The 22496-nt window shown below is 35.7% G+C and carries 22 protein-coding genes; 18 read left to right on the top strand and 4 right to left on the bottom strand.

What is annotated here, in order from left to right; translation table 11 throughout:
* The 4 genes from ACFQ1K_RS01090 to ACFQ1K_RS01075 all read left to right on the top strand — a co-directional run bounded on the left by ACFQ1K_RS01090 (position 1) and on the right by ACFQ1K_RS01075 (position 4090).
* On the top strand, positions 1-921 hold the full coding sequence (locus ACFQ1K_RS01090) for a homoserine kinase (RefSeq protein ID WP_320555677.1): 921 nt from the start codon (positions 1-3) through the stop codon (positions 919-921).
* Entirely contained in the window at positions 918-2216 is a 1299-nt protein-coding gene (gene thrC, locus ACFQ1K_RS01085) for a threonine synthase (RefSeq protein ID WP_320555678.1), read from the top strand. Before ACFQ1K_RS01090 ends, thrC begins: the two co-directional genes overlap by 4 nt.
* A gap of 235 nt (positions 2217-2451) precedes the next feature.
* Positions 2452-2790, top strand: coding sequence for a P-II family nitrogen regulator (locus tag ACFQ1K_RS01080; RefSeq protein ID WP_320555679.1), 339 nt, complete (start codon positions 2452-2454; stop codon positions 2788-2790).
* Positions 2791-2794: 4 nt separating this feature from the next.
* On the top strand, positions 2795-4090 hold the full coding sequence (locus ACFQ1K_RS01075) for an ammonium transporter (RefSeq protein ID WP_320555680.1): 1296 nt from the start codon (positions 2795-2797) through the stop codon (positions 4088-4090).
* A 92-nt stretch (positions 4091-4182) separates the two neighbouring features.
* Here ACFQ1K_RS01075 and ACFQ1K_RS01070 read toward each other — a convergent pair whose 3' ends face one another.
* Positions 4183-6762, bottom strand: coding sequence for a phosphoenolpyruvate carboxylase (locus tag ACFQ1K_RS01070; protein ID WP_320555681.1), 2580 nt, complete (start codon positions 6760-6762; stop codon positions 4183-4185).
* A 172-nt stretch (positions 6763-6934) separates the two neighbouring features.
* Here ACFQ1K_RS01070 and ACFQ1K_RS01065 point away from each other — a divergent pair, with 172 nt between their 5' ends.
* The 9 genes from ACFQ1K_RS01065 to ACFQ1K_RS01025 all read left to right on the top strand — a co-directional run bounded on the left by ACFQ1K_RS01065 (position 6935) and on the right by ACFQ1K_RS01025 (position 13524).
* Positions 6935-7408, top strand: a complete 474-nt coding sequence (locus tag ACFQ1K_RS01065; RefSeq protein ID WP_320555682.1) for a nucleoside deaminase — start codon at positions 6935-6937, stop codon at positions 7406-7408.
* A 131-nt stretch (positions 7409-7539) separates the two neighbouring features.
* The gene (locus ACFQ1K_RS01060) at positions 7540-7875 is read left to right on the top strand and encodes an arsenosugar biosynthesis-associated peroxidase-like protein (protein ID WP_320555683.1); all 336 of its coding nucleotides are present in this window, start codon (positions 7540-7542) and stop codon (positions 7873-7875) included.
* Between the two features lie 59 nt (positions 7876-7934).
* Positions 7935-8990, top strand: a complete 1056-nt coding sequence (gene arsS, locus ACFQ1K_RS01055) for an arsenosugar biosynthesis radical SAM (seleno)protein ArsS (RefSeq protein ID WP_320555684.1) — start codon at positions 7935-7937, stop codon at positions 8988-8990.
* A gap of 31 nt (positions 8991-9021) precedes the next feature.
* On the top strand, positions 9022-9516 hold the full coding sequence (locus tag ACFQ1K_RS01050; RefSeq protein ID WP_320555685.1) for a rhodanese-like domain-containing protein: 495 nt from the start codon (positions 9022-9024) through the stop codon (positions 9514-9516).
* Positions 9509-10138 carry a TIGR04282 family arsenosugar biosynthesis glycosyltransferase gene (locus ACFQ1K_RS01045; RefSeq protein ID WP_320555686.1) on the top strand — a complete coding sequence of 210 codons (630 nt, stop codon included), beginning with the start codon at positions 9509-9511 and terminating at the stop codon, positions 10136-10138. Before ACFQ1K_RS01050 ends, ACFQ1K_RS01045 begins: the two co-directional genes overlap by 8 nt.
* Positions 10131-10943 carry a purine-nucleoside phosphorylase gene (locus ACFQ1K_RS01040; RefSeq protein ID WP_320555687.1) on the top strand — a complete coding sequence of 271 codons (813 nt, stop codon included), beginning with the start codon at positions 10131-10133 and terminating at the stop codon, positions 10941-10943. Before ACFQ1K_RS01045 ends, ACFQ1K_RS01040 begins: the two co-directional genes overlap by 8 nt.
* A gap of 70 nt (positions 10944-11013) precedes the next feature.
* Positions 11014-11982, top strand: coding sequence for an arsenosugar biosynthesis arsenite methyltransferase ArsM (gene arsM, locus ACFQ1K_RS01035; RefSeq protein ID WP_320555774.1), 969 nt, complete (start codon positions 11014-11016; stop codon positions 11980-11982).
* A gap of 53 nt (positions 11983-12035) precedes the next feature.
* Positions 12036-12734, top strand: a complete 699-nt coding sequence (locus ACFQ1K_RS01030) for a DUF547 domain-containing protein (protein WP_320555688.1) — start codon at positions 12036-12038, stop codon at positions 12732-12734.
* The gene (locus ACFQ1K_RS01025; RefSeq protein WP_320555689.1) at positions 12727-13524 is read left to right on the top strand and encodes a TIGR04283 family arsenosugar biosynthesis glycosyltransferase; all 798 of its coding nucleotides are present in this window, start codon (positions 12727-12729) and stop codon (positions 13522-13524) included. Before ACFQ1K_RS01030 ends, ACFQ1K_RS01025 begins: the two co-directional genes overlap by 8 nt.
* Positions 13525-13527: 3 nt before the next feature.
* Here the strand turns inward: ACFQ1K_RS01025 and ACFQ1K_RS01020 are convergent, their stop codons facing one another.
* Together ACFQ1K_RS01020 and ACFQ1K_RS01015 are read right to left on the bottom strand one after the other, a co-directional pair.
* On the bottom strand, positions 13528-14256 hold the full coding sequence (locus ACFQ1K_RS01020) for a metallophosphoesterase family protein (RefSeq protein WP_320555690.1): 729 nt from the start codon (positions 14254-14256) through the stop codon (positions 13528-13530).
* A 69-nt stretch (positions 14257-14325) separates the two neighbouring features.
* Entirely contained in the window at positions 14326-15333 is a 1008-nt protein-coding gene (locus ACFQ1K_RS01015; protein WP_320555691.1) for a glycoside hydrolase family 113, read from the bottom strand.
* Between the two features lie 141 nt (positions 15334-15474).
* On the opposite strand from ACFQ1K_RS01015, the gene ACFQ1K_RS01010 reads away from it, so the two are divergent.
* The 5 genes from ACFQ1K_RS01010 to ACFQ1K_RS00990 all read left to right on the top strand — a co-directional run bounded on the left by ACFQ1K_RS01010 (position 15475) and on the right by ACFQ1K_RS00990 (position 22042).
* Complete coding sequence (locus tag ACFQ1K_RS01010) at positions 15475-16779, top strand: NAD(P)/FAD-dependent oxidoreductase (RefSeq protein ID WP_320555692.1); 1305 nt, start codon at positions 15475-15477, stop codon at positions 16777-16779.
* Between the two features lies 1 nt (position 16780).
* Positions 16781-18364, top strand: a complete 1584-nt coding sequence (locus ACFQ1K_RS01005; RefSeq protein ID WP_320555693.1) for a 4Fe-4S binding protein — start codon at positions 16781-16783, stop codon at positions 18362-18364.
* A gap of 31 nt (positions 18365-18395) precedes the next feature.
* Positions 18396-19091: a glycosyltransferase family 2 protein gene (locus ACFQ1K_RS01000; RefSeq protein ID WP_320555694.1), complete on the top strand. Its 696-nt coding sequence runs from the start codon at positions 18396-18398 to the stop codon at positions 19089-19091.
* A complete protein-coding gene (locus tag ACFQ1K_RS00995) occupies positions 19091-20581 on the top strand; it encodes a cellulose synthase family protein (protein ID WP_320555775.1) in 1491 nt (496 codons plus the stop codon). Before ACFQ1K_RS01000 ends, ACFQ1K_RS00995 begins: the two co-directional genes overlap by 1 nt.
* Positions 20582-20647: 66 nt before the next feature.
* A complete protein-coding gene (locus ACFQ1K_RS00990) occupies positions 20648-22042 on the top strand; it encodes a mannosyltransferase (RefSeq protein WP_320555695.1) in 1395 nt (464 codons plus the stop codon).
* Positions 22043-22060: 18 nt separating this feature from the next.
* Here ACFQ1K_RS00990 and ACFQ1K_RS00985 read toward each other — a convergent pair whose 3' ends face one another.
* A complete protein-coding gene (locus ACFQ1K_RS00985) occupies positions 22061-22423 on the bottom strand; it encodes a hypothetical protein (protein WP_320555696.1) in 363 nt (120 codons plus the stop codon).
* Positions 22424-22496: the final 73 nt, after the last annotated feature.

Genomic DNA, 22496 nt, shown 5'->3' with positions numbered 1-22496 from the left:
ATGGATCAAATCAAAGTATTTTCACCAGCAACAGTCGCTAATGTATCGTGTGGTTATGATGCTATGGGCTTTGCTTTAGAAACTTTGGGTGATGACATGATATTTACTAAAACAGACTCTAAAGGTGTAATCATATCTAAAATAGAAGGGGCAGACCTTCCTTATGATAGTGATAAAAATGTAGCTGGCGCTGTTGCCCAACTTATGCTTAAAGATAGTAAAGCCAATTTTGGTCTAGATATTCAAATTTTTAAGAATTTTAAACCTGGTAGTGGCCTAGGAAGTAGTGCCGCTAGCGCATCAGGAGCTGCGTTTGCCGTTAATCAACTATTAGATAAGCGTTACCCAGACCTTGAACTTACTAAATTTGCCATGCAAGGCGAAGTTGTTGCTTGTGGATCTGCCATTGCAGATAATGTTGCCGCGGCAATCTACGGAGGATTCATTTTGGTTCGGAGTAATGAGCCTTTGGATATAGTGAATATTCCAACACCCACCAACCTCATAGCTACTATTATTCATCCCCAGATTGAAATAAAAACCGAAGACGCACGTAAGGTTGTACCAACACAGATTGATCTAAAAACTGCCATTTCTCAATGGTCTAATGTTGGCGGACTTATTAGCGGCCTCTACAGCAATAATTTTGATTTAATCGGTAGGTCTTTGGTCGATTTAGTTGCGGAACCCAACCGAAAAAAATTGATTCCTTTTTTTGATGAGGTCAAACATGCAGCCCTTAAATCAGGCGCTTTAGGAGCTGGTATCTCAGGATCTGGCCCATCCATTTTTGCCTTGAGCGAAGGTTTGGAGACTGCCAAACAAGTTGAATATGCTATAGCTTCTGTCTATAAAAAATCAGATATTGACTTTAGCACGTATGTATCTCAAATTAGTAAAACAGGAACCCGAATCCAATGACCTATTATAGCTTAAACCATAATGCTCCAGATGTTAGTTTTGAAGAAGCTGTTGTAAGAGGATTGGCCCCTGATAAAGGCTTGTACTTTCCTAAAAAAATTGAAAGATTATCAGATTCCTTTTTTCAAAATATTGAAAATCTAGATAATGTTTCTATTGCATTTGAAGTCATTGCCCCCTTTGTTGGTAATGAAATCCCTAAAAATGATCTCAAAAAGATTTTAAAAGATGTTTTAAATTTTGATTTTCCATTGGTTGAAATTGACAAAAACATTACAGCTTTAGAATTGTTTCATGGTCCGACCATGGCTTTTAAAGATGTTGGCGCAAGGTTTATGGCTCGGTGTCTAGGGTATTTCAATAATAAAAATAATAACAAGGATAACATTACTGTTCTGGTTGCCACTTCTGGTGATACGGGAGGTGCCGTTGCCCATGGATTTTTAGGTGTCAAAGGCGTAGATGTTATAATCTTATATCCCAGTGGTAAGGTTAGCAATATTCAAGAAAAACAATTGACCACGCTAGGACAAAATATTACCGCCTTAGAGGTTAACGGTGTATTTGACGATTGCCAAGCCATGGTAAAAACCGCTTTTTTAGACCAAAATTTAAAAACCGCTAGAACACTTACCTCTGCAAATTCCATAAACGTAGCCAGATGGCTGCCACAGATGTTCTATTACTTTTTTGCCTACAAAGCATTAAAACACAAGGGCAAAAACTTAGTATTTTCTGTTCCAAGCGGTAATTATGGTAATATTTGTGCTGGTATGATGGCTCAAAAATTAGGATTACCCATTCATCATTTTGTTACAGGAACCAATGCCAACAGCATAATTCCAGATTATCTAAAAACGGGTAATTATAAGACCAAAACCTCTGTTTCTACTATTAGCAACGCCATGGATGTTGGTGATCCCAGTAATTTTATAAGAATTGAAGAGCTTCACGATCATAATTTTGACCGATTGAAACAAAATCTTTCAGGCTATAGCTTTAATGATGCAGAAACAGTGAAAGCCATAAACTATTTAAAAATACACCATAATTACGTTGCTGACCCTCACGGAGCTATTGGTTACCTGGCCCTAAAAACTTATTTAAATCAAAACCTGAAAGTTCATGGAGTCTTCCTCGAGACGGCACACCCTATTAAGTTTTTACCTGTCATGCCAAAAGACATTGTCGATAATATGACAATACCTTCACAAATCAAATCTATACTGAATAAAGAAAAAAAGAGCATTAAGATTTCTACTTATCAAGAGCTTACAGATTTTTTAATCAACTAGCACATAAATAAGTTATTGTATCACAATTCTGGTAGCTTAAATACGCTAGCTAATAATGTACTTATTTACATTTAAAAATTTATTAACAACACTATACCCTTATTTTTTTAGGGCTATAATTACTTTTTAACTATTATTTAATCCTCATACCCTATTTTTTAGGGGGTTTTTATATTAAAAATAATAAATTTGACAAAATTTAGAATTTTAATAGAATTCATAAAATTTAAAACTGATGAAAAAAGTCGAAGCTATTATTAGAAAATCCAAGTTTTCTGCTGTTAAAAGCGCACTGCATAACGTTGGCGTTAATTTCTTCTCGTATTGGGATGTTACCGGTCTTGGAAACGAAAAAGAAGGTCATGTCTACAGAGGAGTCTCATATAGTACCAGCGATATACAAAGACGCTACCTATCTATAGTTGTGAACGATGATTTTGAAGAGGTTACCATTAAAGCCATTTTAGAATCTGCAGCTACGGGAGAAGTTGGTGACGGTAAAATTTTTGTATCAGACATCAAAGAATGTTATAGAATTAGAACTGGCGAAAAAGGAAGTCAAACTTTAAATTAACAAGATGGAATTATTTACTGCTAATAACATTTGGATGATGATTTGTACTGCCTTGGTGTTTTTTATGCACTTAGGTTTTGCATTCTTAGAGATAGGTTTAACACGTCAGAAGAATACCATAAATATATTGTTCAAAAACATTTTTATAATTACTGTTGGCTTGTTACTGTATTACCTCGTGGGCTTTAATTTAATGTATCCCGGAGATTTCAACGGTTTCATTGGTTTATCTGGCTTTGGACTTGAAGCTCCTTTAACGGAAACCGGCACATTAGACTTATCATACAACGAAGGTTACACCTACTGGACCGACTTCTTATTCCAGGGTATGTTTGCTGCTACTGCAGCAACCATTGTCTCAGGGGCTGTAGCTGAGCGTATTAAAATTGGACCTTTCATGATCTTCACCGTACTTTACGTTGGGCTTGTTTACCCTATTGCAGGATCATGGAAATGGGGCGAAGGATTTCTAGACCAACTTGGTTTTTATGATTTTGCAGGTTCAACACTAGTGCATTCCGTTGGCGGATGGGCAGCCTTAGTGGCCGTTTGTTTATTAGGTGCAAGAATCGGGAAATTTAAAGATGGTGAACTGCAAGCCATACCAGGACACAATATTCCAATTGCCACCGCAGGTGTCTTAATCTTATGGTTGGGATGGTTTGGTTTTAATGGTGGCTCTGTATTATCTGCAGACCCTGAACTGACATCACTAACGTTAGTTACAACTTGTCTGTCTGCGGCAGCGGGTGGAGTTTTTTCTGCAATCACATCAACCCTCATGTTTAAAAATTTAGACCTTACCATGTTTTTAAATGGTATTTTAGGTGGCCTTGTAGGCATTACTGCTGGCGCCGATGTTATGAGCCCAACAGATGCTATTGTAATTGGGGCCATCTCAGGTATTATCATTGTTTTTGCCGTAAGCTTCATTGATAAATTAAAGCTAGACGACCCTGTTGGTGCCATTGCCGTACATCTAGTTTGTGGTATTTGGGGAACCCTAGCCGTAGGAATTTTTGGTTTTAAACCATTGACTAATGAAGCTGGTGAATTTTTAAATGCTGATGGTAACGTTGTGGCTTCTGCACTAGAAGCAACGAACGCTTTATCATTTTTACCTCAACTCTATGGAGTATTAGCTTATGCGGCTATTTGCCTGGTTTCATCGTTTTTAATCATTTTTACCTTAAAGAAAACTGTTGGAATTAGAGTTTCCGAACTTGAAGAACTAGAAGGACTGGATGCTTATGAACACGGTATGGATGCCTATCCAGATTTCAGATTAAACGAACACTAAAACTTCTTATACTTGTTTTTAATTTAAATTGTGAAAAAATACCCTCTAAATAAAGTTTAGAGGGTATTTAATTTCTTTCAAACATTAAGAGCCTAAGCAGAATTTCGACTTGCATTAATGTTTCCAAATAGGGATCGGGTTACCATCTTTTCAAAAACAGCAATTTTAGCTTCATCTCTTTCATCGGCACTTTTTAATTCTTGCATTTTTTTGAGTGCAAATTGCTGAATGGTAAGCAATGGTAATACGATAGACTCTCTTACCGCTATCGATGCTTTGGCCACAGGTTCGTTTTCCATGAGCTTATTAAACCCTGTGAGTTTTAAAATAAGTCGTTTTGTAGTTTCGTACTCTTCGTAAATTAATTTCCAAAAATCACCATACTCCTTATCCTCTGCCATATAACGTGTTAACTCAAAAAAGGATTTAGACAACGACATCATACTATTAGCAATAAGTGTTCTAAAAAATCTTGACTCTTTATATAAATGCTTAACCTTTTCAAACTCGCCTTTATCTTCATAAAATTTCAAGGCCGTCCCAACACCATAAAAGCCAGGAACATTTTGTTTGAGCTGACTCCAAGAGCCTACAAAAGGAATTGCTCTAAGGTCCTCAAAATCCAAGCCTTCAGATTTACCACGTTTTGAAGGACGACTACCTATATTGGTTTTAGCATAATATTTTAAGGTACTCATATGCTCTAAATACGGCAGAAACTTGGGATGACCTTTAAAATCTACATAAGCCTGATAACTCAATTCTGCCAAATGGTCCATAACGTTTTTATCTTCAACCTCCATTTCTAAATTCTTATCGTTAAGACGATTCATAATACCAGAACTAATAAGCTGTTCCATATTGTATTTTGAAGAATCTAAAGTTCCAAAATTGGAGCTAATGGTCTGTCCTTGTATGGTTAACTGAATTTCCTTGTCCTCAATCGTCGGACCTAATGACGCATAAAACTGATGTGTCTTACCACCACCTCTAGCAGGCGGGCCCCCTCTACCATCAAAAAATATCACATCAATACCATATTGGCGCGACAAGGCTGTTAACGCTTCTTTTGCTTTAAAAATAGCCCAGTTGGCCATTAAGTAACCACCATCTTTGGTACCATCACTAAAACCAAGCATTATTGTTTGCCTGTTATTTCTGTTCTCTAAATGAGCTCTGTAATGTGAATTCGTGTAGAGCTCCTCCATGACTTTAGGGGCAGCAATTAAATCCGATACCGTTTCAAATAGTGGTACTACATCAGCAGTTAAACTGTCATGAAAAGCAATTATTTTTAACATAGCGAATAACTGCAGCACATTCATCGTGGTTTGGTTGTTACTAATTATATATCGGCTACAGGCTATTTCCCCATTGGTTTCCTGAATGGATTTCATCGCTTTTATCGTTTCCACAATGTCTTTAGATAAAGCTTCTTTAAACTCAACATTGCCTATGGTACCGTTGATAGCGGCCAGATGTTGCTTTTGTTCACTTTCCGAAAGTTCAAAGAAGTTTTCAGGAAAGAGATCACTACCATTATTAATTAACTCACCAACAAGCGACCTAAACATTTTATCGTGAACGCGACTGTCTTGCCTAATATCTAAGCTGGCAAAATGATACCCAAATAAGGTTAGCTTATTAATTAGCGAGGTTACTTTGTCCAAATATAAAGATTGATGCTCTTCAATTAATTGTGTTCTTATCTGGTTTAATTCCGATTTTAATTCCTCTAGGGTAATGTCATTATCTTTAAGTAATAACGTATTGTACAATCTATGGTTTACATCAATGATACGCTCTCTAATACCTCTAAAAGTCAGCCTTCTCCTCAAATATTTAACATCCTTAATATAATTTTTGATGATAGACTCTTTTAATTTTTTGGCAACATTTAAGGTAATCTGCGGTGTTACAAATGGATTGCCGTCCCTATCACCTCCTGGCCAAAAACCAATATTTACCAAAGAATTATTTATCTCATCATAATCAAAAATATTTTGCTGTACATAATCGTAAATATCCCCAAAGGAATGGTAGAATACATTTTTGAGATACCAAATTAAATTAACAGCTTCATCATAAGGTGTTGGCTTCTGGTCTTTAAAGAAAGGGGTTTTTCCTAACTGTCCCAATAGTTCACTAATCTCAGTTAAGTTATCGGTTTTTATGGCTTCGGCTAAATCCGTTATAATACCTAATACAGCACCTGGGTAAAATTGTGTTGGATGCGCGGTTAAAACAATGCGCACATTAAAGGTTTCGAGATATCGCTTGAGCAATTCCTTTTTATGCTGTGCCGCTGCATTTTCTTTTAAACTTCTTAACGACCCAACACCTTCCATATTATTTACAATCGGAAAAGCGGCATCCTCAACCGCATCAAATAAAACAACCTGACGCTCTATGTATTGTATAAAACGAAACAACAAGTCTATCTGGCCTTTCTCGTTCAGTTGACTTTGATATTTGTTAAAAAAGGTTTTTACTATGGTTGTGGGATCATGCTTATCTTCAAATCCTGTTTTACAAGTTTCATAAAACAATGGTAACAAGGCCACTGTTTTAGACAAAGTATCAAAAGGCAATGTCATAAAGATACTATTGTATATCTGATATTTGGAAAGTACATTTTGATTGAATCGTGCTAATTTGGGTTCAGTATGCATAGAATAAATTAAATTTAAGTGCTTTGTGGTTTGCTAATCTTCGAATCTTAAAGATATTGTTTTTAGACCATAACCTAAAGGGATTAACATTATTTAGCTATTAAATTATCCTTGTTTAAAATAGGCATTACTTATTTTTACATCCTAATTTAGACTTTTGATTTTTTTGACTATGAGTGAAAAAGAAAAATTTATGCTCGAGGCGGTAAAAACTGCTTTAAGGGGAATGCGCAGTAATGAAGGTGGCCCTTTCGGTTGTGTGATTGTAAAAGATGGAAAAATCATAGGGAGAGGCAACAACAAAGTCACTTCCACCAACGATCCGACTGCTCATGCGGAAATTACAGCTATTAGAGAAGCCTGCAAAAACTTGGATTCCTTTCAATTAGAAGGTTGTGACATCTATACCTCCTGTGAACCTTGCCCCATGTGTCTAGGCGCTATCTATTGGGCAAGACCTGATAGGGTGTTTTATGGCAGTAACCATTCAGATGCTGCTAATATTGGCTTTGACGACGAATTTATTTACAAAGAAATTCCTTTACCATACAACGAAAGAAGTATTCCTTTTGAGCAAGTAGCACCCGAAATTGCTATTGAAGCATTTAAAGAATGGAAAAAAAAAGAGGATAAAATAAAGTATTAGCTTAACAGTAAGACTTTTATAAAAAGTATAGGCGTCTAATTCATCAAATTTTAAATTTTTCTGTAATCTTTAAGAATTAACTTCGACAAAAGTGCTATATTGATTTTTCGTACAATTTAAAATGAAAATACATGTCTAAAACGTATTATGATCCGGCTGATTTGAGAAAATTTGGAAAAATTTCAGATTGGAACGAAGAACTTGGCGGTAAATTTTTTGACTACTACAATGCCGTCTTTAAAGAGGGTGCGCTATCCGAAAGAGAAAAATCCTTAATCGCACTTGCCGTAGCTCATACCATTCAATGTCCATATTGCATCGATGCTTATACCGGTGATGGGTTACAAAGAGGCATTACTAAGGAAGAAATGATGGAAGCACTCCATGTTGCAGGCGCTATTAGAGGTGGAGCATCCTTGGTTCATGGTGTTCAAATGATGAACAAAGTCAATAAATTAGATGGATAAAAGCCTTAAAAAAAACTTTATAGTATTATCGTACATACAGTAAAAAGACCACATAATTAATGATCACCAAATCTTTGCACAAACGCGAAAGCGTATTAGCCAAAAGTAAAAAGCAGTTAGAAATTCTTTCTAATGGTATTTTTCAAAATGGCGAATTACCAACTTTTAAAGACAAAATAGCCGAAACCAATCAATTTCCTCTAAGCGCTAAGAAGCTCGAAATCCTACAGATTAATGTTGGCTACATGTGCAATCAGGTTTGTGAGCATTGCCACGTAGACGCAGGACCTGATCGTAAAGAAATCATGACCAAAGAAACCATGCAACAATGCCTGGAAGTGATTAAAACAACTGGTGCCCATACATTAGACTTAACAGGGGGAGCACCAGAAATGAATCCTAATTTCAGATGGTTTGTGGAAGAGGCTGGAAAAGCAGGTGTTAAGGATTTTATAGTACGTTCAAATCTCACCATCATTAGAGCGAATAAAAAATATCATGACTTACCCGAGTTCTTTAAAAAACATAATATACATGTTGTGAGTTCAATGCCTCACTGGACCCGCGGAAAAACAGACAAGCAAAGAGGTGATGGTGTTTTTGATAAGTCTATAAAAGCCTTACAAGACTTAAATGCCGTAGGTTATGGTATGCCCAATAGTGACTTAAAGTTAGATTTGGTTTATAACCCATCAGGTGCTTTTTTACCTGGCAATCAAGCTGCAATGGAAAAGGACTTTAAAAAAGCCCTCATGGAAGATTTCGGAATACAGTTTCATAATTTATTTGCCATTACCAATTTACCCATAAGTCGCTTTTTGGATTACCTAATAGCTTCGGAAAATTATGAAGATTATATGTACCAATTAGTAGAAGCATATAATCCTGCAGCTGTGGCCAATGTGATGTGTACCAATACTATTTCCGTAAGTTGGGATGGCTACTTGTACGATTGTGATTTTAATCAAATGTTAGAGCTCCCTGTAAATAGCAAAGTGAAACACATTTCAGAATACAATGAAGATTTACTTGAGGGCAGAAATATTGTAATCTCCCAGCATTGCTATGGTTGTACTGCTGGTGCAGGCAGTAGCTGTCAAGGAACTGTAGCTTAACGGATATTTGTTATTACACGACTCTTAAATTATGAAAAGAACTATTATATATACCTTTTTATTTATTTCTGGATTTGTGTTTTCCCAACAAACCCTTCCAGAGGTTTTAAAGAAGCATAACAATGAAGATATCCCTTATATTTCGGTTCAAGAATTGGCCATGCCAAAAACCGATGCCATTCTTTTGGATGCAAGAGAACTTAAGGAATATGAGGTTAGTCACCTGAAGGATGCTCTGTATGTTGGGTATAACGAATTTAATTTAGAACATACGGTAAAGAACCTCAACAATAAAGATCAAATGATTGTAGTGTACTGTTCGTTAGGCATTCGCTCCGAAGATATTGCAGAACAATTACAAAATAAAGGATACACTAATGTTTACAACCTTTTTGGGGGAATTTTTGAATGGAAAAATAAGGGTTTCACAGTTTACGATAACAACAACAATCCCACAGAAAATGTGCATGCATTTTCAAAAGAATGGAGTCAATGGCTCCTAAAAGGTATAAAGATTTATGACTAAAAACCTCGTCATTGTTTTTGTAAAAAAAGCAACCTTAGGGTCTGTAAAAACACGATTAGCCAAAACCATTGGAGATCTAGGTGCTTTAGAAGTGTATAAAGAACTTCTGAAAATCACAAAAAATGCTGTTGCTGAATTAAGTTGCGATGTTCGCATATACTTCTCTGAAACTATAGACGATGACGGATGGCCAAATTACGCAAACAGGATACAGAGCGGTACAAATCTTGGAGAACGTATGTATAATGCATTTAAAGATGGATTTGAAGACGGTTACAAGAATATTGTACTCATTGGCTCTGATCTACCTGATATTAGCACATTACATATTGAAGAGGGCTTAGCAGCATTAGAGAAGAATCAGGTCGTTTTTGGCCCAGCGGAAGATGGCGGCTATTACCTCATTGGTTTAAGTCAATTACCACCAGGGATTTTTATAAATAAGCCATGGAGTCAACCGCATTTACTAAAAACAACACTCCTGGAATTAGAACATTTAAATATATCGTTTAGTACATTAGAACCTCTAAACGATATTGATACTTATGAAGATTTAATAGCTTCAGATTTTTATATGAACAACACTAAATTACAAGAAAAAATACAGCAGTTTAATGATTAAACAAATAACAGAAAGCACTGAGTACCTTCAAGACAAAGGTTTTGACAATCCAGAGGTAGGAATCATTTTAGGAACAGGATTGGGACAGTTAATCAACGAAATAGATATACTAGCGCAAGCCAGCTATAATCATATCCCAAATTTCCCCACAGCAACAGTAGAATTCCATAAAGGCAAATTGATTTATGGCATTCTTGAAGGAAAAAAAGTAGTTGTTATGCAAGGGCGTTTTCACGTGTATGAAGGTTATACACTACAAGATGTTACATTTCCTGTAAGAATCATGAAACAACTGGGTATTAAAACGCTTTTGGTTTCAAATGCCGCTGGGGCCGTAAATTTAGACTTTAAAAAGGGCGAGTTAATGCTGATTGATGATCATATCAATCTACAGGGTAATTCTCCATTGTCATTTAAAGGGGTTTCCAAACTTGGCGAACGCTTTGTAGATATGAGTGCTCCATACGATACAGAAATCATTTCAAACTTTGAAAAAATTGCTAAGGTTAATGGCATTACTTTACACAAAGGTGTTTATGCCAGTGTCGTTGGTCCGCAGTTAGAAACCAGAGCTGAATACCGCATGTTAAAAATTATTGGAGCCGATGCTGTTGGCATGAGTACCGTGCCAGAAATTATTGTAGCCAATCATCTTAACTTAAAAACTGCGGCTGTTTCAGTTTTAACTGACGAATGCGATCCAGACAACCTAAAACCTGTAAATATTGAAGAGATTATTGCTATGGCTAATAAAGCCGAGCCTGACATGATCACCTTATTTAAAGAACTAATAAAAACACTTTAAAACACTTGGTCTTCAATGACAATGCTCATTGAGATCACCCACTGAAAACCCAACACAATACAACAAACTTATGAGCTATTTAGAGACCACAAAAAACGTTTATAAAGAAGCAGCACTGACACCAGATGTTGGATTATGCTGTACTACAAACCCTATTTGGGAACTTCCTGGTTTAAAAATCCCAAAAATAATGCAAGAAATGAACTATGGTTGTGGTTCTACAGTGCATGCTCGCGATTTAACCAACAACCCCAAAATGCTTTATGTCGGTGTTGGCGGAGGTATGGAACTGCTTCAATTTGCTTATTTCAACAGACAAAAAGGAGGTGTTGTTGGCGTAGATGTTGTTGAAGAAATGTTAGAGGCCTCACGTCAAAATTTTAAAGAAGCTGAAAGATTAAATCCTTGGTTTAAGAGTGATTTTGTGGATCTAAAAAAAGGAGATGCCTTACACCTACCAGTTGAAGATAATAGTATAGATGTTGCGGCACAAAACTGTTTATTCAATATTTTTAAAGCAGACGAATTAAAAAAAGCTATCGCAGAAATGTATCGTGTATTAAAGCCTCACGGTCGTTTGGTAATGAGTGACCCTACATGCGAGCAGCCCATGAACGACGCTTTACGAAATGATGAAAGATTACGAGCATTATGTTTGAGTGGTAGTTTACCCATTAAAGAATACGTAAAAGCTTTAACGGATGCTGGATTTGGCACTATTGAAATTAGAGCACGCAAACCTTACAGAATATTAGACCCTAAGCATTATCCAACGGACGAATTAATTTATATTGAATCGATCGAAGTTGCAGCCATAAAAGATCCAATGCCTGTTGACGGATCTTGTGTTTTTACAGGTAAAGCTGCCATATACTATGGCGAAGATGATTATTTTGACGATAAAGCAGGCCATATACTACTAAAAAACCAACCATTAGCTATTTGCGATAAGACTGCTGGTGCCTTAGCGAGTTTAGGCAGGGATGATATTTTTATTAGCGAATCTACCTATCATTACGATGGTGGAGGCTGTTGCTAATCGACAATCTAAATTCAAAACAAACGTTTAATCAAAAAACTATAAAAGCAAGAATGAAAATCCTTATTTATATAGTATGCTTTGGTTGGACGTTTTTTGGTTTAGCACAAAATTCTGATCATCAGTTGTGGACAGAACTGTTAACCAATCATGTTTCAAAAACAGGTAATGTAGATTATGAAGCGTTTATAAAAGATAGTTTAAAACTTAAAAATTATATTTCATATTTAAAGCTTAATGCTCCTTCAGAAGGCAACACAAAAGAAGAACAACTCGCATTTTGGATCAATGCCTACAACGCACTTACGATAGACTTAATCCTAAGAAATTATCCATTGGAAAGCATTAAAGACCTTAAGGACCCTTGGGATCAACGCTTATGGAAATTCAAAGACAAATGGCTCAACCTTAATGATATTGAACATGACATTTTGCGAAAAATGAACGAACCAAGAATTCATTTTGCCATTGTTTGTGCATCTAAATCATGTCCTAAATTAAAAAACAAAGCTTTTGTCGCTGAAGATTTAGACACACAACTCACCGAAGCAACTAAAGCATTTTTGGCAGATGAGTCAAAAAACGAGATTTCAGAAAACGAACTCAAACTCTCTAAAATTTTCAGATGGTTTAAAAAAGATTTTGAACAAAACGGAAGTCTTATTGATTTTTTAAATCGCTATTCAGATATCGTCATTTCAGATAAGGCCAAAAAAAGTTTTAAAGACTACAATTGGGCCTTAAATGATTGAAAACTTAGTTACTAATTTTTCTGTAAGTAATAATATGATAAGTGTTATAATCCCAGTATTAAATGAAGCCAAAACTATCGGCAGTTTATTACAGCACCTTATGGAAAATTCCGATTCTAATAATATCTCAGATATCATAGTTGTGGATGGCGGAAGTACTGATGGCACTCAAAAAATTGTAACCAACTTCATCGCTTCGAGTGATTTTGAACATAGTGAAAAATTGAATCAAGAAGCTCAAAAAAGCGATTTCACTCAACCCGACATATTACTTTTAAATTCACCAAAAGGTAGAGCTAAACAAATGAATTTAGGTGCAAAAAATGCCAAATGGGATATTTTATATTTTCTACACGCTGATTCTTTTCCGCCCAAACATTTTGACCATTACATTATAAACGAAGTTAAAAAAGGACATGAAGCAGGTTGTTTTAGAATGCAATTCGATAGTTCGCATTGGTGGCTACAACTTGCAGGTTGGTTAACGCAGTTTAATTTAAAAGTTTGTCGTGGTGGTGACCAGAGCTTATTTATTACTAAATCGTTATTCAACACTATTGGTGGTTATGACGAAGCTTATATCATTTACGAAGACAACATCTTAATAAAGGAACTCTACAAACGCAATCAATTCATTGTCATTAATAAAAGAATTATCACCTCAGCCAGACTTTACAAAAGGGTTGGAATTTGGAAATTACAAATTCATTATTGGGCTATACACCTGAAAAAATGGTTGGGTGCATCTGCTGAGGATCTATTAGCCTACTATAAAAGGCATATAGCATAAAGTCTAAGTATTCCGACCCATCTCATCGGGATACAAATGCATTAAGGTATCACTTTGAAACACCTCCTTATTATTAATATCCAAAACCGATAATTTTCCTGTAAAGGCCGCACCTGTATCAACATTCCACACATTGACTGCTTGCATTGGCTCGTACTTGTGGTATCTTATTGTGGGTGTATGTCCTATGTAAATTTCTTTATAATGCTTAAGTCTATTTGGAAATAATTCTGAATTCTGTTGAATTCGTTTATCCATGGTCAATGCCATTTCCCATAACGTACGGTCAAAATAAAAGGTCTCTCGATGAGTTTCGCGCTCTACTCCATGCATTGACGTAAAACCTGCATGAACAAAAAGCCGTTGCTCATCATCTATGTGGTACAAGGGCATGGCTTCAAAAAAATCGAGATGTGCTTGCTTTTGCTGTTTTGAATATCCTTTATAGCTTTCTATCGTTTCTTTTCCACCATGTATATACCAAACATTATTAACATTGCCATCGGCCAACCAATGCTCACACCAAACGTCATGATTCCCTTTTATAAATATACATGTGTTTGTTGTTGAAAGATGAATTAGATAATCAATAACCTGAGCAGATTCACTCCAACCATCTACATAATCACCTAAAAATATGAGACGATCTTTCTCGGAAATTTCAGCTCTTTCTAATACCTGCAATAAGCCTTTTAAACCACCATGAATATCACCAACCGTTAGTGTTCGCATTTCCAATATCTTTTACACAAAACTAAATTATAATGATTAAGCACAACTATTTTAAAGATTAAAATAGAGTTAATTAAACTCCGCGTAAGTCTCAGACAGGATCGCTTCAACAGGTTTATTTTGCGGTGTAAACATCGGGTTGTCATGCCCACCAACCTCATCATGCTTTATAAACCATTTCCAGATGAATCCACCAGCAAACCAATCTTCTTTCCAAAAGGTATCGAATAAGGCTTTAGTCGTGTTTACCTGTGCATCAAGGTTAACCTCCTTCATTGTACGGTCCGAAACCCATGGTTCCCTACCCGAGTAATCTACACTTCGGTAACCATATTCTGTAAATAAAACCGGTGTATTGTTTTGTTCAGAAAGTCGTTTTATAGTTGGTTTATGAGCTTTCCAACCTTTCAAACAATCTTCATAGGTCGGTGTTTTTTTGTCACTTATTGGAAAATAGGCGTCTATCCCTATATAATCCAATTGATTCCAAAACGGTGTCTTGGCAAACTCATTCCAATTTGCAGCGTAGGTTAATTTCCCAGTATATCTAGACTTTATTTTTTCAATTAATTGAGACCAAAATTCGGGTCTGAATTTTACAAATAGCTCTAATTCAGTTCCAATACAAAATATCTCAGCATTCACTTTATTAGCCAAATCTGCATATTCTAAAATAAAAGCTTCATAAGAGGTTTCTAGATCTTGCCAATCACTTTCATTCGTCATCATAATTTCACCTGTAAACTCTCCTCTCCAAACCCACAATTGAGGTTTAATCATTATTTTAATGTTCGCCTTTCGTAATTCTGAAATATACTGCTCAGCACCTGCTCGAGTTTCACCAAACCATTGCCTATCGGTATTATGGATTATCTCTGGATGCTCTAAATTTTTAATAAACCCAAAGGGCATAACCGCTGCAAAATTAGCATTAACATTAACCACAGGTTCTACATGTGTACTATCAACAACATCTCTTGCAGCCACAAAACTTACACCGTTAATCTTGGTCGGTTTGTATGGCGCAGCCGAACAACCTAAAAATAATACAACCAAAAAAACAAGTGCTACCCTCATAATGTAAATTTAAAGAAAAGTCGTGTGTTGCAAAAAGACAATACCTTACAAATCAATTTTAATTTAAATTCCTTCTAAATTGATATCAATAATTAAGGTATTATCTTTAGGTGCGACCTAAAAATCAACTAAACCAAAAGTATGGAGCACATTGCGATTATAGGTAACGGTATTTCGGGTGTTACCCTTGCAAGACATATTAGAAAAATGTCCAAAAAGAAAATCACTATTATTTCTGCTGAAAGTGATTACTTCTTTTCTCGTACTGCTTTAATGTATGTATATATGGGGCATATGACCTTTGAACATACACAACCTTACGAAAATTGGTTTTGGAAAAAAAATAAGATCGAATTAAAAAAAGGCTATGTCCATCAAATTGATACTGACAAAAAAATACTCCATTTTGATGATGGCAATACCCTCACTTACGACAAATTAGTGATTGCAAGCGGTAGCAAGCCCAATAAATTTGGTTGGCCCGGTCAGAACTTAAAAGGCGTCCAGGGCTTATATAGCAAGCAGGATTTGGAAAACCTTGAAATATATGCACCTAACAACAAGGTATGTAAACGCGCTGTTATTGTTGGTGGTGGACTAATTGGTATTGAATTGGCAGAAATGTTAAATACAAGAAATATTCCTGTGACATTTTTAGTACGAGAGAACAGCTTCTGGAACGGTGTTCTGCCCGATGGAGAAAGTCAAATGATAAACAGACATATTAAAAATCATCATATTGATTTGCGGTTGTCCTCTAATTTAAAAGAAATCATTTCAGACAGTAATGGTAAAGTAAAATCGATTGTTATTGAAGAAACTGGTGAGGAAGTTCCATGTGATTTTGTAGGGTTAACCGCAGGCGTTTCCCCTAACATTTCCTTTTTAAAAGATTCTAAAATCAACACCAACAAAGGTGTACTAGTTAATCGGTATTTAGAAACCAACGTCAAAGATGTGTATGCCATAGGCGATTGTGCCGAACAACAAGAAGCTTTAGGTCTTCGTAGACCCATTGAATCCGTTTGGTACACTGGTAGAATGATGGGTGAAACCTTAGCTCAAACCATTTGTGGCAATCGCATTAAATACAACCCAGGACATTGGTTTAATAGTGCGAAATTTTTTGATATCGAATACCAAACTTATGGTTGGGTTCACGGCAAAAAAGGCAAACCGGATTACGAAGTTCATTTTCATTGGAAACATAAGGATGATACCAAATGTATCACTATAGCCTATCACAGAGATACAAATCTTCTTTTAGGCATTAACACCTTTGGAATTAGAATGCGACACAATGTTTTTGACAGATGGCTCTCCGAAAAACGGGATTTAGATTATGTCATTAATCACCTTGAAGAGGCAAATTTTGACCCAGAGTTATATAAACGCTTCGAAAATGAGATAAGAGCATCCTATAATAACACCTTGCAAACCAATTAATATGAGCTTAAAACTAAATTACAGTATGTCTTTGGCAAATTCTTATGGGCTTACAACTACCCAAAGAATAGCTTCTGCAATAGGAATAATGGGCTTATTTATTTTTGTATTGGCCTTATTTAATACTGACTTTCCAAACAAAGCCATTACACTAACTATTGCTTTAAGCCTCATTTTTATTGGTGGTATTTGGTTTGCAAACAACGCTTATTTAACCAAACAAAAAGGCATAAAAAACGACGGCGTTTATTTTAAGTCCTTATCCTCTAGAGGTAGTATTGGTTGGGTCATTGGTATTGTTCTAACCTTGTTTTACGTGGTTCTTTATTTTTATCCACAATACTTAGGTTTGGCTCAAAAAGAAGAGAGCAATACTGGCTTAATAGCACTTTTTGATCCTTTAAGTCAATTGTTAAGCGGTAGAAATGCTAGTCAATGGTTTGTATACGGCACACTATACACCGTTGCCATTTTAGTTTTTGGTTACAAGTTTCTCCTAAAATATAGGCATAATCGCTATGAGCAAATACGAACCATTTCCGTGATGTTTTTTCAGTTGGCCTTTGCTTTTCTTATTCCTGAGTTTATGTATGTGTTAAATAGCGATTTACCATACTATGATTTGAAGAATATTTGGCCACTTAATTATTATAATTTTGAAAGTTATCGCGTCAAAGCCTTTATAAGTGCAGGAAATATTGGTTTAGCGATGCTCATTTTTGGTGTTGTTTCCATTTTTGTCATTACGCCAATTCTAACCTACAAATACGGTAAGCGCTGGTATTGTTCTTGGGTATGTGGTTGCGGTGCTCTAGCCGAAACTGCTGGTGATAGCTTTAGACAACTTAGTGATAAATCTCAATTTGCCTGGAAGGTAGAACGTTGGGTTATCCACTCGGTCTTGGTCTTTGTAGTGTTAATGACAACCGCTGTTATACACAGTTATTTAGGTACGGACACCGGTAAGTACTGGTTGACAAAATCTACGTTTTTAATTGGTGTCGGCACATTCTTAACACTCATTTTTGCAGGCACTATGATATTTAAACGGAAAGAATTAGCTAAAGACGCTAAGTATGGTGCAATAGGTTATTTTGTAGTCATTGCAGCACTTTTTGCAATGTACGTTTTCACTAAAAACAATACCTTGTTTCTATTCAAATCTGAAACCTTGAGAACTACCTACGGATTTTTAATTGGCTCTATTTTTTCTGGAGTTATTGGTACTGGCTTCTATCCTATTTTTGGCAGTCGGGTTTGGTGTAGATTTGGTTGTCCCATGGCAGCAATCTTAGGCTTTCAGCAACGCTTATTTTCAAAATTTAGAATTACTACCAATGGTGGACAATGTATATCTTGCGGAAACTGTTCGACCTATTGCGAAATGGGAATCGATGTGCGCGCCTATGCCCAAAAAGGAGAAAATATAGTACGCTCTAGTTGTGTAGGTTGCGGCATTTGCAGTGCTGTCTGCCCAAGGGGTGTTTTAAAATTAGAGAATGATGGCATGAAAGGACGCATCAACCCAAATGAAATACTACTTGGAAACGATATTGATTTAATGGATTTGGTAAATCAGAAATAAGGCAGTTATTTTGCAGCCTCAATCGTATCAAATGCCTAAAATAGTTGTTATTATTCCGGCTTACAACGAAGAAGCCTCTATCTCTTATGTTATAAAAGACATCCCTTCAATTGTTGACGAAATTATTGTGGTAAGTAATAACTCTACCGACAATACCGAAGATAACGCTAAAAGCGCAGGAGCAACCGTTTTAGTAGAACATCAAAAAGGTTACGGGCATGCCTGTTTAAAAGGCATGGAATATGTTGCAAGTTTTGATTATACAGAACTACCTGATATTGTCGTATTCCTAGATGGAGATTATAGCGATTATCCCGAGGAACTCACCAAAATTGTTCAACCTATAATAGAAGACAATATTGATTTTGTTGTTGGTGCTCGTGTTAAAGAACTAAGAGAACCAGGCTCTATGACTGGTCCGCAAATATTTGGCAATTGGTTAGCTACGTTTTTAATGCGCTTGTTTTTTAAATCAACTTTTACAGATCTAGGCCCATTTAGAGCCATTAAGTATCAAAAGCTACTAGATCTAAAAATGGAAGACAAAACCTATGGTTGGACGGTAGAAATGCAGCTAAAAGTACTTAAGCAAAAATTGAGCTATAAGGAAATCCCTGTACACTATAAAAACAGAATAGGTGTCTCAAAAGTTTCAGGAACGGTAAAAGGTGCTATATTTGCAGGCGTAAAAATCTTAACATGGATTTTTAAATACAGTTTTAAGTGATTTATTTACACTACTTTATTATTGTTGTTTATACTATTGCCATCGTACTTATCTTTTTGTACGCCTTGGCACAGTTAAATTTATTGGTCAATTATTTATCATCCAAAAAGAAACGTGAAGATAACGACACTTTTAATTTAGACAATCCTAGCGAAGTCCCTTACGTAACGATCCAACTACCCGTTTTTAACGAGATGTATGTTATGGAGCGTCTACTGGACAACATCGCATTGTTAGACTATCCCAAAGAAAAATTAGAGATACAGGTACTAGACGATTCTACTGATGAGACTGTTCATTCCACCAAAGCGCATGTAGAAAAACTAGCAGCTACTGGATTAGACATCAAACACATTACTAGAACCAATCGTATTGGATTCAAAGCTGGTGCCCTCAAAGAAGGTTTAGAAATAGCCAAAGGGGAATTCATTGCAATTTTTGATGCGGATTTTTTACCGCAACCCAACTGGTTGAAACGTACAGTGCCTTACTTTAAAGATAAAAGCATTGGTGTTGTACAAACGCGTTGGGGTCATATTAATCGTAATTATTCTTTATTAACGAGAATACAAGCCTTTGCATTAGATGCCCATTTTACATTAGAACAGGTTGGCAGAAATAGTAAAGGGCATTTTATCAACTTTAATGGAACGGCAGGTATTTGGCGTAAAGAATGTATTATAGATGCCGGTAACTGGGAAGGTGATACCCTTACCGAAGATTTAGACTTAAGTTACAGAGCACAACTTAGAAATTGGAAGTTTAAATATCTTGAAGACGTTGAGACTCCGGCAGAACTCCCTGTGGTCATAAGCGCGGCTAGATCACAACAGTTTAGATGGAACAAAGGTGGTGCCGAAAACTTTAGAAAAATGCTTTGGCGCGTAATCAAGTCTAAAAATATTTCACCTAAAACCAAAGTACATGGTCTACTGCATTTATTAAACAGCACCATGTTTTTAAGCATCTTTATAGTTGCTGTTTTGAGCATCCCTATGCTTTACATTAAAAACGAATATGGCCATTTAAGAGACTACTTCTATGTGATGAGTTTCTTTATTATGAGCACCATTATTTTCTTTGTGTGTTATTGGTTTATGTACCGAAATATTTATGGCAGCGGTTTTAAACGCTTTTTTGGCTATATAGGCATGTTTTTTACTTTTTTCTCTATTGCCATGGGCTTTTCACTGCATAATTCCATAGCAGTTATAGAAGGTCATTTAGGTAAAAAAAGTGAGTTTATTAGAACGCCAAAATTTAACATTAAGAGTTTTAAGGATAATTGGAAAAATAACAAATACCTAAAAAAGTCTTTATCTAAAAATGTAGTCTTAGAGGGCATATTGATGTTGTATTTTGCATTTGGCCTTTACAGTGCATTTATTGTTGGCGACCAAGGAGGAGATTTTGGACTTTTCCCATTTCATTTAATGCTTTTCATCGGCTTTGGTTATGTATTCTTTAAGTCTATTGCTTCTAAAGTTTAGGAATGTTCCTTTTTGGGCTCAAAAATACAATAGCAGCCTATTCTAAATAATTCTATCTTTGGCTACATGCTGCAATTGGCCAATATTTATAGCTATAAAAAAAGTACTTTAGCCTACATCTTAATCAGTTGTATCCTTTATCTATGGTTTGCATATGGCTTGGAACGCACTGAAGGTTTAAAACTCATTCTCTTATATGTAGCCTTATTCTTTCTAGGTTTCCAAATCCTAAAAACCTCTGGCTTTTATTTTAGGGTTTTAGTACTGGCTGCCATCCTGTTTAGATTATCTTTTTTATTTGCTATTCCTAACCTTTCTCAAGATTTCTATCGATTTATATGGGATGGGCAAATGCTTTTAGAAGGTTTAAATCCCTACTTATACAGACCTAATGACATAATGAATGGATCTGGAATTGATATTCCAATGGCTCAGGAACTGTATAATGGTATGGGCTCACTCAGTGCCTCTCACTTTAGCAATTACCCACCTTTAAATCAGTTGTGTTTTGCGCTTGGAAATCTATTTCCTGGAAAGAGTATTTTAAGCTCTGTCATAGGCATGCGCCTAATTATTATCGCTGCGGACATTGGAACGCTTTACGTTGGAAAAAAGCTTTTAGAAGACTTAAAACTACCATCAAATAGAATTTTCTGGTATGTTTTAAATCCTTTTATCATCATTGAACTGACAGGTAACCTTCATTTTGAGGGTGTAATGATTTTCTTTCTGGTTTGGAGTTTGTACTTACTAAACAAAGGCCAATGGAAATGGGCAGCTGTAATATTTGCCTGTTCTGTCACAATTAAATTAATTCCATTGATGTTTTTACCGTTATTTTTTTGGTGGTTTCATTCGAATAGAAGCTATACAGGAATAAACAAAAACTCTATGTTACTAGGAATGACAACATTGATTTTATTTTATACGATTGTCTGCTCATATACTTTGTTATGCTTTCTTCCATTTTTTTCAATGGAATTTATAACCAACTATGCTCAAACAGTAGGTCTTTGGTTCAACGATTTTGAATTTAATGCTAGCATATACTACCTGTTAAGATCCATTGGCTTTGCCATAACCGGATATAATGAAATAGCAATCATTGGAAAGATACTACCAGTCATAACACTTCTATGTGTTCTAGGTTTGTCATTTTTTACAAAAAACAACAGCTTAACCAAGCTTATCCCATCCATGCTTTTGGCAATGACCTGTTACTTATTTTTAAGCACAACGGTACATCCTTGGTATATTGCCTCTTTAGTTATCCTTAGTGTATTTACCAACTATAAATACCCATTAGTATGGAGCTTGGTGGTGGTGTTAAGTTACTTCTCCTACCTAGGTATTGGCTCAGAGGATAAGATTGAAAACTTATGGGTCGTTGCTTTTGAATACCTCATTGTTTTTGCAGTGTTTACCTGGGAAGTATTCCTAAAAAAAAGACTGCCATTTTAATTAGCAGTCCTTTTATTATTACATCTTTTTAATCTTTGTGATAGTATATTTTTCATACACCTCGGTATAACCATACTCATCTTCTTCTTCAAACTCTTCTATTTCGTAAGTAATCTCAAACCGCACACCAATATTATCTTCAGATTGAAGATTTACAATTTTTAAAACTTCTGGTTTGACCTCAGAAAAGTACATAACGTCGTCGTATTCGTCATCGCTTTTTACTAGAAAGGCATAGCCATCATCTTCATCATACCCGTCAAAGATGGCAACGGTAGTAACGGTTTTATTCTCTTGTGAAGGACTTTTAATTTCCGAATTTGCGCTTAAACCAAACATCATAATCGAAAAAAGTAATACTAAAAAATGCTTGTTTTTCATTTTGATATCTTATGTTTTTGATCTTTCATTAACATGTTGTAATGAAAAATCTATTGGTATTAATTATAGTTTT

The organism is Winogradskyella aquimaris (genome assembly GCF_042676105.1).
GTDB lineage: Bacteria > Bacteroidota > Bacteroidia > Flavobacteriales > Flavobacteriaceae > Winogradskyella > Winogradskyella aquimaris.
Note: the sequence above shows the minus strand (reverse complement) of the source record. Positions and strands in the feature narration are given on the sequence as shown.